The following is a 14619-nucleotide window of genomic DNA, read 5'->3' as shown; positions in this document are numbered from 1 at the left end:
AGTTATCCATGTCCAGCGTTACTTTGAGTTCTGATAAGAAGAACCCGGCATCAACTGAGTTAAAAGGTGGAGCACACAATAGTCAGTCGCAACCACCACAAGATACACCCGCTAAAAGTGGACTAGGACTATCCCGTATTTGGGATAGCTATGGGATGTTGGTAGTTTTCGCGGTGGTATTTATTGGTTGTGTGATATTTGTGCCTAACTTTGGCTCCTTTATCAATATGAAAGGGTTAGGGTTGGCTATCTCGATGTCGGGGATGGTGGCCTGTGGCATGCTGTTTTGTCTGGCATCCGGCGATTTTGACTTATCCGTCGCCTCAGTCATTGCCTGTGCGGGGGTAACGACGGCAGTTGTTATCAATATGACCGAAAATATGTGGCTGGGGGTAGGCGCCGGTTTGTTACTGGGCGCGCTATGCGGGCTGATCAATGGTTTTGTGATTGCCAGATTGAAAATTAACGCCTTGATCACCACGTTGGCGACGATGCAGATTGTTCGCGGCCTGGCCTATATCATCTCTGATGGTAAAGCGGTGGGTATCGAGGATGAGCGTTTCTTCGCATTGGGTTATACCAATTGGCTCGGTTTGCCTGCTCCTATCTGGATTACTATTGCCTGTCTGGCCTTGTTTGGCTTCTTGTTAAACAAAACTACCTTTGGCCGCAATACCCTGGCTATCGGGGGCAACGAAGATGCGGCGCGCCTGGCGGGGGTGCCGGTAGTTCGCACTAAAATCATCATTTTTGTCTTATCGGGTTTGGTATCGGCGGCGGCTGGGATCATTTTGGCATCACGGATGACCAGTGGTCAGCCAATGACGTCGATTGGTTATGAGCTGATTGTTATCTCGGCCTGTGTGCTGGGGGGCGTGTCACTGAAAGGTGGGATTGGTAAGATTTCCTATGTTATCGCTGGTATCTTGATTCTGGGGACAGTGGAAAATGCCATGAACCTACTCAATATCTCTCCGTTCTCCCAATATGTGGTCCGTGGTTTGATCCTGCTGGCAGCGGTTATCTTCGACCGTTACAAACAGTTGGCTAAACGGACGGTATAAGTTGCACGGTGACAGAAAAGTCCATAAAAAGCCTATCTGGCTCACAGTTCTGTAATCACTATCGGGCAGCGTGAATTCTGCCCGATAAACTGAAATAAGCACATGTGTTTGCACGCCAATCAGATCAGGACTCCAAGGAGGCTAAATGTACCATCGAATGGTTCAGGAACCGCAACCCAATCCCTTGTTACCCGGCTATACCTTTAATGCCTATCTGGTAGCAGGATTAACCCCGATTCTGGCCGATGGACCACTCGATTTTTTTATCGATAGGCCAGGCGGCATGAAGGGCTATATCCTGAATCTGACCATTAAGGGGCAAGGTAAGATTTTTGACGGTGAGAATACCTTTTACAGCAATCCAGGTGATTTGCTGCTCTTTCCCCCTAAGGCATCACACTATTATGGTCGCTCACCGAACAGTGATTGTTGGTATCACCGTTGGGTCTATTTCCGGCCACGGGCATACTGGGCGGACTGGTTGGAGTGGCATAGCAAAACGCATGAAGTTGGGCGGTTATCTTTGCCTAACAACAACTTATTACTGGAATTTGATCGCCTGTTTGCCAATATTGAACAGACGCAAAAATCAGGACGGCGTTTTGGCGAAGAGTTGGGTATGAATCTACTTGAGCGCTTACTGCTGCGCGCAATGGAAGAAGATCCTCTTAGTCCACAACGCATTATGGACCCTCGAGTGATTGAAGCGTGCCAGTTTATTACCGGCAATTTGGCCGGTGAGCTGCGTATTGACGAAGTTGCACGTCATGTTTGCCTGTCTCCGTCACGTCTGGCACATCTGTTTCGTGAACAAGTTGGTATCAATATATTGCGTTGGCGTGAAGACCAGCGGGTTATTCGGGCTAAGTTATTACTGCAAACCACGCAAGAACCGATTGCCACTATTGGTCGCGTGGTGGGTTACGACGATCAACTCTATTTCTCCCGCGTTTTTCGTAAGCGTGTTGGTGTTAGCCCCAGTGATTTCAGGCGTCGTAGCATTGAAACCAATTACCCGCAACGCAGCCTCCGACAGCCAGAATGGCGGGATAATGCTGAGGCCATAGTGCGAATTTAGTCTCGCCACTGACATTCAGCCAAAAATTACCTCTTGTCGCGGGAATCATCATGGTGTCAAATCGATTGATCGACTGATATCAATTGGCAAATATGCTGCGCGAGAGGAAATATAATGGCTGAAAAAATCAAAGTGGGTTTACTGGGCTATGGTTATGCCAGCAAAACGTTCCATGCGCCGCTGATTATGGGCACTCCGGGGCTAGAGCTGGCAGGGGTTTCCAGTAGTGATGCCAGTAAAGTACATGCTGACTGGCCGACAATGACGGTGGTTTCTGACCCCAAAACGTTATTTGATGATCCTTCAATCGATCTTATCGTGATTCCAACCCCGAATGACACTCACTTCCCGCTGGCTCAGCAAGCACTGGCTGCCGGTAAACATGTGGTGGTGGATAAACCGTTTACCGTGACACTGTCACAAGCAAATGAATTGAAGAAACAAGCAGATGAGGCCCACTTATTGCTTTCAGTGTTCCATAATCGCCGTTGGGACAGTGATTTCCTGACGCTGAAAACACTGCTGGCTGAAGGCTCACTGGGGAATGTTGTCTATTTCGAATCTCATTTTGACCGCTATCGCCCGGAGATCCGCCAGCGTTGGCGTGAACAAGCCGGTGCGGGCAGTGGCATTTGGTACGATTTAGGCCCACATCTGTTGGATCAGGCGCTACAACTGTTTGGTTTGCCACAGACGCTAAATGTTGATTTAGGGATGCTGCGCCCCGGTGCGCAATCTGTTGATTATTTCCACGCGGTTCTTAGTTATCCGGGGCAACGGGTAGTGTTACACGGTACGGTGTTAGCCGCAGCAGAAACTGCTCGTTATATCGTGCACGGCATGCAGGGGAGTTACATTAAATTTGGTCTGGACCCACAAGAGGACAGGCTGAAAGCGGGTGAACGTTTGCCACAGGCAGATTGGGGCTACGATATGCGCGATGGAGTAGTGACACTGTCACATGATGGCATCCTCGCTGAGAAACCACTACTGACGTTGCCGGGTAATTATCCTGCTTATTATGCGGGGATCCGTGATGCCATTTTAGGTACTGCTGCCAACCCAGTACCCGCCTCGGAAGCGATAAAAGTAATGGAATTAATTGAACTGGGCATTGCCTCTGATCAACAGAAAAAAACGCTGCCGGTATCGCCAGCAAGTTGATTTTGCAGCCAAATACGCTTATTTGATAGAAACGATAGCCAAAGTCACTGGCGTTGTAGGTAGGCTGCCAGCAGATTTGAACACTACTGGCAGCGGTCTCACCGAGGCAAGGCCTAAGGATGGGCTGCACAACGCAAACAGCTACCCCCTCTGCAACGTCAAGAACCAAGGTTATATTGAAGGAATACAGTGGCATGTCATGGTTACAACGCTTACGGATAGATAAATTTTTATTAGTGCTGATTCTGGTCGTTATTATTGCTTCTATTTTCCCTTGTGAAGGGGAAGTTAAGGTGTGGTTCGAACACCTGACGACCGCGGCCATTGCATTATTATTCTTTATGCACGGTGCCAAGTTATCCCGCGCCGCCATAGTTTCAGGCATGGGGCATTGGAAACTGCATCTGGTGGTGTTTCTCAGCACCTTTGCCTTATTCCCGCTGTTAGGGTTGGGAATGAATGTGTTGGTACCTGGCGTGTTAACACCAACACTGTATCTGGGTTTCCTCTATTTGTGCGCGTTACCTGCCACGGTTCAGTCAGCTATTGCCTATACCTCCGTCGCGGGAGGTAACGTGGCGGCGGCAATTTGTAGCGCCTCGGCATCCAGTATTTTGGGGGTTTTCCTGTCACCGCTGCTGGTGGGCATGTTGATGCATACCCAAGGGGGTGATACCGACACGTTGCATGCGATAGGTTCTATTATCATGCAACTGATGGTGCCATTCATTGTTGGGCATTTATCGCGCCCACTGATAGCTAAATGGGTTGAGCGCCATAAAAAACTGGTTAATATCACTGACCGGTCATCTATTCTATTAGTGGTGTATGTCGCGTTCAGTGAAGCCGTGGTGCAGGGGATTTGGCATCAAATTGATGGTTGGTCACTGCTGGCAATTCTGGTCTGTTCGATGGTGCTATTGACACTGGTATTAGTCATTAACACCATGGCAGCCCGCTGGCTGGGCTTCAATACTGCCGATGAAATCACCATTGTGTTTTGCGGATCGAAGAAGAGCCTCGCCAATGGTATCCCGATGGCTAACGTGTTGTTTCCCGCCTCAGTAGTCGGTGTGATGGTATTACCCTTGATGATATTCCATCAGGTTCAATTGATGGTATGTGCCGTCCTGGCACAGCGTTACGCGAAACGCGTCGCCAGAGAGCATGCCGAGGCGACTGAATCTTTGGCGACGGCGGCGCGGGCAGAAACTAAGTAGCCGGTTGCGATCTGCAATAAAAAACGCCGCTACTTCTATGAAATACCGGCGTTTTTAGTTAATCCCTGACCGATTTAGCCACGGATTTTGTCGCGCAGTGCCTGTTTTTCCTGCTCGGTGATAAATGCCATCGTCAGGCCATTTTGTTGTGCCTGGCGGATTTCTTGCGCTGTTAGGCCTGCAGCAGGTGCGGCAATGTGATATTCATTAGCAATTTCAATCCCTTGTACCGCCGGGTCATCGGTGTTGATCGATGCCATTACGCCATGGCGCAGGAAGGTTGCCAGCGGGTGAGTAGCTAACGAAGAGACGGTACTGGTCTGAATATTAGAGGTCAGGCAGGATTCGATCCCAATGTTGTGTTCAGCCAAATAATCCATCAATTTGCTATCTTCAATGGCTTTCACACCGTGACCAATACGTTCAGCACCTAACTCACGGATAGCTTGCCAGATACTTTCTGGGCCAGCGGCTTCACCGGCATGGACGGTAATACGCAGGCCCGCATCGCGTGCGCGATTAAAGTGACTGCGGAACAAACCGCCAGGGAAGCCCAGTTCGTCACCGGCCAGATCCAACGCAGTAATCCCCTCGCGATGTGCCAGTAAACCATCAAGTTCTTGCAAACAAGCTTGTTCACCAAAAGTGCGGCTGAGGATCCCAATCAGGCGGATATCAATATCAAAATCACGACAACCGGACTGCACCCCATCAATGACGGCCTCGACCACACCGGCGACCGGCAATTGGTGTTTCATTGCCATATAGAAGGGTGAAAAACGCAGTTCGGCATAATGCAAACCGGCATTAGCGGCATCTTCGACATTCTCGTAGGCCACACGGCGGCAAGCATCAAGTGAGGCCAACACCGCAACCCCCCAATCCAGCTTTTGCAGGAAGCTGACTAGATCTGGCTCAGTTTTAGTGATTTGCACATGCGGGCGCAGTTCGGCTAGTTCATCAGCCGGCAGGGCCAGATTAAATTGGCGACCCAGGTCCAAAATAGTTTGCGCACGGATATTGCCATCAAGGTGGCGGTGAATGTCGGTCAGGGGGAGGCGGGGATCAATCATGCTGTGCACTCACTTTTTATCAGAAGTAGATTCTTGTAGGTAAAGTGCAGAACATTATAAAAACAAATGAATGAAAATATCCACTGCGTTGCATAAAAAAGTGACATAAATCACGAATTGGCATGGGCGGACAATATCGCCCGCCCATGACGCCGGCTTTAATTTCAACTATTTATTGCGATTCAACTGCGACCAATCTTTTCTCGGTTCGCACTACCAGCAGATAAGTGAGGATAAATGACAGGCCGAGCGACAAGGTGACACCTAATAGGATGTAGATAAAGTAAGGGCCAATATAGGCCGGTAAGCTGAATATACTTGATAAAATATAGCCGTACAGCCTTACGCCGAAAAAGGCGATAAATGCAGAGGCAATCGAGCTGCTTATCGTCGTGGCAATAAAGGCTTTTTTGTATTTGGTTAGCACCCCAAACAGTGCGGGTTCTGTAATGCCCAATAAGCCAGAAACGGCGGCAGACAGCACCACGGTTTTTTCTTGCCGGGTTTTGACATGGAAATAGATAGCAAATGTTGAACCCGCAATGGCCATGTTTGCCATAAACATCATTGGCATTAACATATCAAAACCTTTGTCGGTAAAGTTTTGCAATGCAATGGGGGTCATGGCGTGATGCATTCCGGTAAGAATAGCAATCGGGCGAATGGCACCGACGATAAAACCAGCAAATACCGATGAGATATCAAATAATCCCTGAATACCGAATGCCAGCAGTTTGCCTAAATAAATGCCGGCCGGGCCGATAAACGTCAATGAAACCAATGCGGTGATAAAAAGGGTTAGTGTCGGGGTAAATACTGTTTTCAGCACATCGGGCATAATTTTATCGACCCAACGGTGAATATAACTCAGCGCCAGAATTGAGAAAATAACGGGGATAACACTGGCAGAATAGTTAAATACCGATACCGGCACGATATCCATAAAATAGATGACACTCACCGCGCCCGGGGTATGAGTGGCCAGCGCTTTGGCGGCATCAATGAGTGTGGGATACATCAGGCAGGCTGCCACCGCCGCTGCCAGATATTCATTAGTTTTAAATATCTTAGCCGCAGAAACGGCAAGGAAGAACGGCAGGAAATAGAATACCCCGCTGGCAATTAAATCGATAATCATCACGGTGTCGCTTTTGGCTGAGATGATTTTTAAGGCGATCAACCCTGCCAGTAAGCCTTTAATCATCCCCGCCCCGGCAATCGCCGGAACGATAGGGCCGAATACCCCAGAAACGGTATCCATAAACAGTGAAACCAGACTTTTCCGTGCTTTAGGTGTTATTGCCGTAGTCGCGCTTGAGGGAACATTCTCATCAGGTGACATATTATCAACAATATCTTGATACCAGGCATTTACCTGTGGGCCGATAATGATTTGTACTTGATCACTTTGATTTTGCGCACCTAATACACCGGGTAATTGTTTGATTTTCTGCCATTCGACTTTACTATCATCAATTAAATCAAAACGCAGCCGTGTCATACAATGCCAGACTTTATTTATATTATCCTGACCACCGACCAGTTTAATTATTAACTGACATACCTCAGTCCTTCCCATAAAACCCTCGCACCTGAGCCATTATTTTTATTCACTGTGAATGATAATAAGTTTACTGAAAGTTAAAAACAAACCAATAAATCATGGGTTACATCACATTATTCGATGGTTAGGGTGTTCTTAGATGCTTTTTCTATTAATTGGTATGGTTTTTTGCGGTAATTTGCGTAATTCACGAACCAAAAAAAACATTTAAATTTTAGGTTTACAAGGTCAGTGTAAATAAGGTGAAATTAGCGAATACGTCATACGAATTTATTTATTCATGCATCATTGGTTGCCACGTTGAAGAGTCGCAATCTGAGTGTTGTAAAGGAGCATTGCATGCAACCCACGTTGATAACTGGCATTGAATGTCAGATAACCCGGCCCGATCGCCATAATTTAGTTGTGGTTAAGATTGAAACTAATAAAGGGATTGTTGGCCTGGGTTGCGCCACATTTCAGCAGCGCCCCCTTGCCGTTAAAGTGATGGTGGATGAATATCTCCGGCCACTATTACTGGGGCGTGACGCTAATAATATTGAAGATTTGTGGCAGATGATGATGGTCAATGCCTATTGGCGAAATGGGCCGGTGATCAATAACGCGATTGCCGGGATTGATATGGCATTATGGGATATTAAAGGCAAGCTGGCGGATATGCCGCTCTACCAACTGTTTGGTGGCAAATCTAAAGATGCCATTGCCACCTATAGTCATGCCGCCAGTGACTCACTGGATGGGTTGTATGTTGAGGTGGATAACTTGCTGGCGCAAGGTTATCGGCATATCCGCTGCCAGTTGGGGTTCTATGGGGGGAATGCTCAGGATCTGCATGCGACCCGCCAGCCAACAATCGGCGCATACTACGATCAAGACCAATATATGGATAACACGTTGGCGATGTTTAAAGCGCTACGCGAAAAATACGGCAATCAATTCCATATTTTACATGATGTGCATGAGCGCTTATTCCCACAACAAGCGGTTCAATTCGCCAAGCAGTTAGAAGCTTATCGCCCTTATTATATTGAAGATATTTTGCCGCCGAATCAGAACGAATGGCTGGAACAGATCCGTAATCAAACCGCGGTACCACTTGCTACGGGTGAATTATTTAACAATCCGGCAGAGTGGAAAGACTTGATAATCAATCGCCGGATCGACTTCCTGCGTTGTCATGTATCACAGATTGGCGGAATTACCCCGGCATTAAAACTTGGCAGCTTCTGTCAGAGTTTTGGGGTTCGCCTGGCATGGCATTGCCCGCCAGATATGACACCGATTGGTGCTGCGGTTAACACCCATTTAAATATCTATTTGCACAATGCAGCAATTCAGGAGTTCGTGGCCTATCCGGCGAATACCCTGAGTGTATTTCCGGGCGCCGTTCAGCCGACAGAAGGCTATTTGTATCCAATTGAACAGGCGGGGATAGGTGTTGATTTTGATACTCGTTTAGCCGATGAATTCCCGGTTGTTTATCGGCCTCATGAATGGACACAAAGCCGTTTGCCTAACGGAACAATTCATACACCATAGTGGGTCTGAGCTGATTCAGCTCTGGCGGAACTTCAGGTTATCCTGATTAAACGGAATAATATAGGTGCAGGAATAGTCGATATCCACGATATCACTGAATGTGTATACGCGGCCATCCTGCAAAATGCCTCGGTTCAGGATATGCATGGCGGCAATACCTTTTTTGCATCCAAGCAGTTCAGCTTGTTCTTTATTGATATTAATCGCCTGATAATGGGTTAATGCATGGGACAGGCGATAGCCTTTGCTGAGAATATATTGCTGTATCGAGCTTTCAATGACTTTTTGGTTCAAATCAGGGAAAGCGGAGACTGGCATGCGCGAATTTTCGATTTGAACCTTACGATTATCAATGTAACGCAAACGTGAGAATGCCCAGATAAAATCATCCGCGCTAAGGTTAAAGATCTGTTGTTCTTCATTATCAGGGCGGCGTTTATGCAGATTAATTAAACGAAAACTGATTTGGTTAAATTTCTTTTCGGTAATTGAATTGTATACCAGTGGGTTATTACCCACGCCGGGATTAATGAAGATCCCAGCACCTTGCACCATATGCACGGCACCAATGGCTGCCAGCTTCTCTAACGCTTTGCGTATGGTAAAACGTGACACGCCATATTCCTCTGCTAACTGGCGTTCCGGCGGCAATTTCTCAGGTAATTTCTCGCCAGACTGATACATTTTACTCAGCAAGTCCTGAGCAATAAATTCTTTCTTTTTCATTTGGTTGTCCAGCACAGATAAACCTAGCCGCGTGATAGTAGTATATCGATTATTGACGTTATCGGCAGCGGGAAAGATGAGATGGGGAGGGGGAGAAACGCCACTCAAGGCATCAAGTGGCGTAATACACGATGCTGTTTTACTTAACTGCCGTTATTGCCCTGCAAAAAACGAATAGCGTTAATCAGCTTATCCATACCGGCTTCGACCTTGCTGCGGGAACAGCCTACATTCAGACGTAAAAAGCCACGCCCCTCTTCGCCATAGGTAAAACCGGGCATAATGGCGACTTTCTCTTTCTCAATCAGCACCTCTTGCAACTGATGGTCATCAATGTTCAAGGGGCGTAGGTCTATCCATGCCAGATAGGTTGCTTGCGGTGGCTGCCAGTTTAATGCCGGGAACGCCACATTAAGGCGCTGTGCCACATAAACCAGATTGGCTTGCAAATAACTGCGTAGCTCATCCAACCATGGTTGCGCCTGCTGGTAAGCCGCAATGTGCGCCACAATGGCCAGTACCGCCGGAGAGGATAGTCCATCACGGCCTTTCAACATTTGAGTGTAGATATCACGGGTTTCACTGTCACTGATAAAACCGTATGCACCGGTTAAGGCGGGGATATTGAATGTTTTGGAACCCGAGGTCAGCAGCGCCCACGGAGTCTGACCTACCTCACTCCAAGGGGTATGCACCTGATTGCCCCAGGTCATATCCATATGGATCTCATCGCTGATAACGCGGACCTGATGGCGTTCACACAGTTCGGCCATTTGCGCCAGCTCCTGTGGTGTCCAGACTTTCCCTGTTGGATTATGCGGACTACACAACAGCAGCACTTTCGTCTGTGGCCGCGCCAACAGTGCCTCCAGATGTGCCATATCACATTGCCACTGGTTATCTACTTTGTGCAGCGGGCAGCTAAGTAGCTGGCGCTGATTACCGAGAATGACTTTATAGAAGGCGTCATAGGCAGGGGTGTGGGTAACGACGAAATCACCGGGCGCAGACCAACAGCGGATTAGCTGAGCGACCATATAGATAACTGACGGGCCGTAGACCGCCATTGAGGTATCGATATGGCAATGAAACCGTTGCAGATACCAATGACGAATTGCACCAAGGAAATCTTCATGCTGCCAGCGGCTATAGCCCAACACACCGTGGGCTATCCGCTGATTCAGCGCTTGCAGAATCACCGGTGCGGTAGGGAAGTCCATATCAGAAATGGTAAAAGGCAACAGGTCAGCAGCACCAAAACGGTCGGCAATATAATCCCATTGGGTACACCAAGTGCCGTGACGATCGACAGGCGTGGAGAAATCAAACATCAGCATCTCGCTTATCAAATATACCCTTGGTCCTTGAAGTTGCGGGGAGTTTCGGCACCTGTTACTCGGCCCATCCCTGGACCTCAGGCGAGGCCGCTGCAAATCACGCTCAAATCGATTCCCGACCGATTTTTCATTTGCTGTGGCCTACCTGCAACGCCAATAACCTTGGGTATAATTTTTCATGTAACTGGTATTTAGGTAACGGCGCTTAGCGAATTACCGTCCTAAGGCGTCGCAAACTGAGTACTGCTTATCAGTGAGTCTAATTCATCTTTCACCGATTGCACTTGTGGACCAATAACAACTTGCAGATTATGGTCATTCAGTTGAATAACGCCAATGGCGCGGTTGGCTTTTAACGCCTCTTTATCCACCAAACTCATATCTTTAACTGACATCCGCAAACGGGTAATACAGTTATCCAGCGAGACAATGTTATCTGCACCACCCAGCGCATGAAGAATAGCAGGGGAGTTATAACCGGATTTACCGGTTGCAGCGCCATAAGTGGCTTTTTCTGCATTGCTGCTAGCGGTGGTTTCGCTTTCGCGGCCTGGTGTTTTGATATTGAAGTGCTGAATAGCAAAACGGAAAATCATGTAGTACGCCACGAACCAGATCCCGGCAACCACTGGCACCCAATACCATTTAGTCGCAGTGCCATGCAGAATACCAAATACCACGAAATCAATGATATTACCGTCGGTATTACCAATGGTGACACCCAGCAACGCCATCACAGTAAAGCCCAAACCGGTCAGGATCGCATGGATCAAATACAGGAACGGTGCTACAAACAGGAACAGGAATTCAATCGGTTCGGTGGTACCGCCAATCACACAAGCCACAACACCGGAAATCAACAACCCTTTAATTTTATGTCGATTTTCAGGCTTGGCACAGTGATACATGGCTAGCGCAGCACCCGGCAGGCCACCGAGGAAGGCGGGCATTTTGCCTTGAGATAGGAAGCGAGTCGCACTTTCTGAGAAGCCGGTGGTGGTTGGACAAGATAACTGAGCCTGGAATATTGTCAGTGCACCACTCACGCTGTGACCACAAACATCCATGGTTCCGCCCGCTTCAGTAAAGCGGATCAATGCCACCAAAATATGGTGCAGGCCAAACGGCAGCAATAGACGTTCGCCACTGCCGAAAATCATCGGCCCGAACATGCCGGCACCGTTAATCAGGCGACCCAGACCGGTGATGCCGGCGGCGAAAAATGGCCAGATCAGCGGGATCAACAACCCCACCAGCCCGAGCACTACCGTCGTCACTATCGGCACAAAGCGAGTACCGCCAAAGAAGGCTAATGCATCAGGTAAGCGAATGGTGTTGAAGCGTTCATGCAGTAAATAAACAATGACCCCGACAATCACCGCCCCCAGAATCCCGGTGTCGATCGACTGAATACCTAAAATATTTTGAATATTATGGGTTTTCAGGACTAATGGATCGGTGGTTGGCAACACACCGCTGGTGGTGAGGTAAAAGTTGGTCGCCAGATTCAGCACGGCAAAGCCGACGAAACCAGAGAAGGCGGCTACACCCTTATTTTCGCGCGCCATACCCAGCGGGATAGCAATGGCAAACATTACGGGCAGGAAACTAAAGGCAAATGAACCCACCTTGCTCATCCAGGTAAATAGTAGCTGGAAGGCAGGATGACCAATTACCGGTAATAGGGTGATGACATCTTTACTGCTGAGTGAACTGCCGATACCCAGCATGATCCCACAGAAGGAGAGCAAGGCGACCGGCAGCATGAAGGTTTTCCCTAAACTCTGGAAAAACTCCCACAGCGTAATTTTTTGTTTTTTTACCGCTGACATAGTGACTCCTGTTTTTCAAAACGCCTGATGTTAAAAATGTCTGCTCTAACCACCGCGCTTCTTAATACGGTGTGTTTATCGATAAATGGCGACTATTTCGCCTCCCTGTCTGGAGGTTAAACAAGATAAAACGTTTAACCCAGATAATATGAGTGATATGTCACAATTACTGATCCTACTTCTGTATTAGAGTAAATCATTAGATTAAACGTTTAACTTGGCTTGTTTATCCGCGGGTATGACCATTAAAAAAATCACAATTACCGATGTGGCTAAGTTTGCCGGCGTCTCAGTGGCGACAGTTTCATTAGCTATAAGTGGCAAAGGGCGTATCTCTGGGGCAACCGCTGACCGGGTCAATCAGGCAATCGAACAGTTAGGTTATGTGCGTAACCGCCAGGCGGCACAATTACGCGGTGGTGAGTCCGGCGTGATTGGCTTGATTGTGCGCGATATCGGCGATCCGTTTTATGCCGCAATGACGGCGGGTTTGAGTGAAGCAATTGAAGCCGAAGGCAAATTGCTGTTTCTGACGCAAAGTGGTCGCGAGGGCAAAGGTCTATTGCGCTGCTTCGATACCCTTATCGCTCAGGGTGTTGACGGCTTGGTCCTCGGCGGGGGAGCTAAACGTGAGATGGGATTGCAGGAGAAGGCGGCAGAGCATGATATCCCATTGATTTGCGCGGCACGGTCGAATGTGTTGGAAGGTGTGGATGTCGTGCGCCCTGATAATATGCAGGCGGCTAAAATGGCCACTGAGTTTTTGATTGGCCGTGGTCACCGGCAAATTGCCTACCTTGGCGGGCACTCGCATTCATTGACGCGGGCAGAGCGCTTGGGAGGCTTCTGCGCCACCTTGGTTCAATATGGCCTGCCATTTCGTTCTGAATGGGTGGTTGAATGTGACGGGCAACAGCAGGCGGCGGCAGATGCGGCAGAAGAGCTGCTACGTTATCACCCCAATGTCAGTGCCATCATTTGTCATCAGGCATCAGTGGCATTGGGGGCTTACTTTGGTATCTTACGCACCGGCCGGACTATTGGTAGTGCTGGTGTAGACACCTATCTGGATCAACAAGTGGCACTGATTGGTTTTGGTGACGTGCCGGCAGCCGAATTAACCGAACCACCACTCACCTTTATCACCAGTTCCGCCAGAGAAATTGGTTACAGTGCCGGGCAGCGGTTACTCCAGCGTATTGCCGGTGTTGACCTGCAACTGCAAAATGTCATATTACCGCCGGTGTTGATCCGCCGAGGGTCTGCTTGATCATGCCTGATCTTGGGGGTTATTCATTAACGCCAAAGCATCGACATCGCCCGCGGTAATCAGATGCAGGTTGCGGCTGATATCTTCTATCGGCCAGTCCCACCAAGCAATAGCCTCGAGTTTAGCTATCGTTACTGGTGGGAAGCGGCTCTTAATCACGGTTGCCGGGTTGCCCCCCACAATGCTATAAGCCGGTACATCACGCGTCACTACCGCTCGTGATGAAATGATGGCACCATTGCCGATGGTCACACCTGGCATGATAAGTACGTCATAACCAATCCAAACATCATTTCCAACGCAGGTATCGCCTTTATAGGGCAGTTCATCCATTGATGGCGTGACGCGCTCCCAACCATTGCCAAAAATATTGAAAGGATAAGTCGAAATACCTGAAATTTTATGATTGGCGCCATTCATGATGAATTGAACCCCGCGTGCCAGCGCGCAGAATTTGCCAATAATCAGTTTGTCACCAATAAACGGGTAGTGATAGAGCACGTTGCGCTCAAAGTTTTCCGAATCTTGTGGATCGTCGTAATAGGTATAATCCCCGATAATAATATTCGGGTTGTTCGTTGTATTTTTGATAAAGCAAACCTGCGGAAAGCCTAGCATAGGGTGCTTGCAGTCGGGGTTGGGGCCGGTCATAAGTTTATCTGTCATTGCAACCTCCTGCGTACTGTTTGGATCCAGAGATAAAAAAACGGAGCCATCAGGCTCCGTTCTATGTGTTATTACTGCGACTTATT

At 48.4% G+C, this 14619-nt stretch carries 12 protein-coding genes; 6 read left to right on the top strand and 6 right to left on the bottom strand.

Features of this window, described 5'->3' with window-relative positions; genetic code table 11:
• The first annotated feature begins 8 nt into the window (after nucleotides 1-8).
• The 4 genes from araH (at nucleotide 9) to A6J66_005705 (ending at nucleotide 4526) form a co-directional block, all read left to right on the top strand.
• A complete protein-coding gene (gene araH / locus A6J66_005720; GenBank protein PNM23741.1) occupies nucleotides 9-1064 on the top strand; it encodes an L-arabinose ABC transporter permease AraH in 1056 nt (351 codons plus the stop codon).
• A gap of 145 nt (nucleotides 1065-1209) precedes the next feature.
• Nucleotides 1210-2142 (top strand): arabinose operon transcriptional regulator AraC, encoded by a 933-nt coding sequence (locus tag A6J66_005715; GenBank protein ID PNM23740.1) that lies wholly within the window; start codon nucleotides 1210-1212, stop codon nucleotides 2140-2142.
• 114 nt (nucleotides 2143-2256) lie between these two features.
• Nucleotides 2257-3306 carry an oxidoreductase gene (locus A6J66_005710; protein ID PNM23739.1) on the top strand — a complete coding sequence of 350 codons (1050 nt, stop codon included), beginning with the start codon at nucleotides 2257-2259 and terminating at the stop codon, nucleotides 3304-3306.
• A 194-nt stretch (nucleotides 3307-3500) separates the two neighbouring features.
• A complete protein-coding gene (locus A6J66_005705; protein ID PNM23738.1) occupies nucleotides 3501-4526 on the top strand; it encodes a bile acid:sodium symporter in 1026 nt (341 codons plus the stop codon).
• Nucleotides 4527-4600: 74 nt separating this feature from the next.
• On the opposite strand, the gene A6J66_005700 is transcribed toward A6J66_005705, so the two are convergent.
• On the bottom strand, nucleotides 4601-5599 hold the full coding sequence (locus A6J66_005700) for an adenosine deaminase (GenBank protein ID PNM23737.1): 999 nt from the start codon (nucleotides 5597-5599) through the stop codon (nucleotides 4601-4603).
• A 172-nt stretch (nucleotides 5600-5771) separates the two neighbouring features.
• Nucleotides 5772-7178: a PTS sugar transporter gene (locus A6J66_005695; protein PNM23736.1), complete on the bottom strand. Its 1407-nt coding sequence runs from the start codon at nucleotides 7176-7178 to the stop codon at nucleotides 5772-5774.
• 324 nt (nucleotides 7179-7502) lie between these two features.
• On the opposite strand from A6J66_005695, the gene A6J66_005690 reads away from it, so the two are divergent.
• Nucleotides 7503-8702, top strand: a complete 1200-nt coding sequence (locus tag A6J66_005690; protein ID PNM23735.1) for a starvation-sensing protein RspA — start codon at nucleotides 7503-7505, stop codon at nucleotides 8700-8702.
• A 15-nt stretch (nucleotides 8703-8717) separates the two neighbouring features.
• On the opposite strand, the gene A6J66_005685 is transcribed toward A6J66_005690, so the two are convergent.
• From A6J66_005685 to A6J66_005675, 3 genes are all read right to left on the bottom strand, one after another.
• On the bottom strand, nucleotides 8718-9428 hold the full coding sequence (locus tag A6J66_005685; GenBank protein ID PNM23734.1) for a GntR family transcriptional regulator: 711 nt from the start codon (nucleotides 9426-9428) through the stop codon (nucleotides 8718-8720).
• Between the two features lie 143 nt (nucleotides 9429-9571).
• Nucleotides 9572-10777 carry a pyridoxal phosphate-dependent aminotransferase gene (locus tag A6J66_005680; protein PNM23733.1) on the bottom strand — a complete coding sequence of 402 codons (1206 nt, stop codon included), beginning with the start codon at nucleotides 10775-10777 and terminating at the stop codon, nucleotides 9572-9574.
• Between the two features lie 209 nt (nucleotides 10778-10986).
• Complete coding sequence (locus tag A6J66_005675; GenBank protein PNM23732.1) at nucleotides 10987-12597, bottom strand: PTS sugar transporter subunit IIBC; 1611 nt, start codon at nucleotides 12595-12597, stop codon at nucleotides 10987-10989.
• Between the two features lie 238 nt (nucleotides 12598-12835).
• Here A6J66_005675 and A6J66_005670 point away from each other — a divergent pair, with 238 nt between their 5' ends.
• Nucleotides 12836-13867 (top strand): Mal regulon transcriptional regulator MalI, encoded by a 1032-nt coding sequence (locus tag A6J66_005670; GenBank protein PNM23731.1) that lies wholly within the window; start codon nucleotides 12836-12838, stop codon nucleotides 13865-13867.
• Here A6J66_005670 and A6J66_005665 read toward each other — a convergent pair whose 3' ends face one another.
• Nucleotides 13868-14533, bottom strand: a complete 666-nt coding sequence (locus tag A6J66_005665; protein ID PNM23730.1) for a streptogramin A O-acetyltransferase Vat(F) — start codon at nucleotides 14531-14533, stop codon at nucleotides 13868-13870.
• Nucleotides 14534-14619 lie beyond the last annotated feature (86 nt).

It is taken from the genome of Yersinia enterocolitica (assembly GCA_002082245.2).
GTDB lineage: Bacteria > Pseudomonadota > Gammaproteobacteria > Enterobacterales > Enterobacteriaceae > Yersinia > Yersinia enterocolitica_E.
Note: the sequence above shows the minus strand (reverse complement) of the source record. Positions and strands in the feature narration are given on the sequence as shown.

What these genes read in the sequence shown, in the direction of transcription:
- araH (PNM23741.1), top strand. Translation starts at nt 9, where the DNA reads ATGTCCAGCGTTACTTTGAGTTCTGATAAGAAGAACCCGGCATCAACT.
- A6J66_005715 (PNM23740.1), top strand. Translation starts at nt 1,210, where the DNA reads ATGTACCATCGAATGGTTCAGGAACCGCAACCCAATCCCTTGTTACCC.
- A6J66_005710 (PNM23739.1), top strand. Translation starts at nt 2,257, where the DNA reads ATGGCTGAAAAAATCAAAGTGGGTTTACTGGGCTATGGTTATGCCAGC.
- A6J66_005705 (PNM23738.1), top strand. Translation starts at nt 3,501, where the DNA reads ATGTCATGGTTACAACGCTTACGGATAGATAAATTTTTATTAGTGCTG.
- A6J66_005700 (PNM23737.1), bottom strand. Translation starts at nt 5,599, where the DNA reads ATGATTGATCCCCGCCTCCCCCTGACCGACATTCACCGCCACCTTGAT.
- A6J66_005695 (PNM23736.1), bottom strand. Translation starts at nt 7,178, where the DNA reads ATGGGAAGGACTGAGGTATGTCAGTTAATAATTAAACTGGTCGGTGGT.
- A6J66_005690 (PNM23735.1), top strand. Translation starts at nt 7,503, where the DNA reads ATGCAACCCACGTTGATAACTGGCATTGAATGTCAGATAACCCGGCCC.
- A6J66_005685 (PNM23734.1), bottom strand. Translation starts at nt 9,428, where the DNA reads ATGAAAAAGAAAGAATTTATTGCTCAGGACTTGCTGAGTAAAATGTAT.
- A6J66_005675 (PNM23732.1), bottom strand. Translation starts at nt 12,597, where the DNA reads ATGTCAGCGGTAAAAAAACAAAAAATTACGCTGTGGGAGTTTTTCCAG.
- A6J66_005670 (PNM23731.1), top strand. Translation starts at nt 12,836, where the DNA reads ATGACCATTAAAAAAATCACAATTACCGATGTGGCTAAGTTTGCCGGC.
- A6J66_005665 (PNM23730.1), bottom strand. Translation starts at nt 14,533, where the DNA reads ATGACAGATAAACTTATGACCGGCCCCAACCCCGACTGCAAGCACCCT.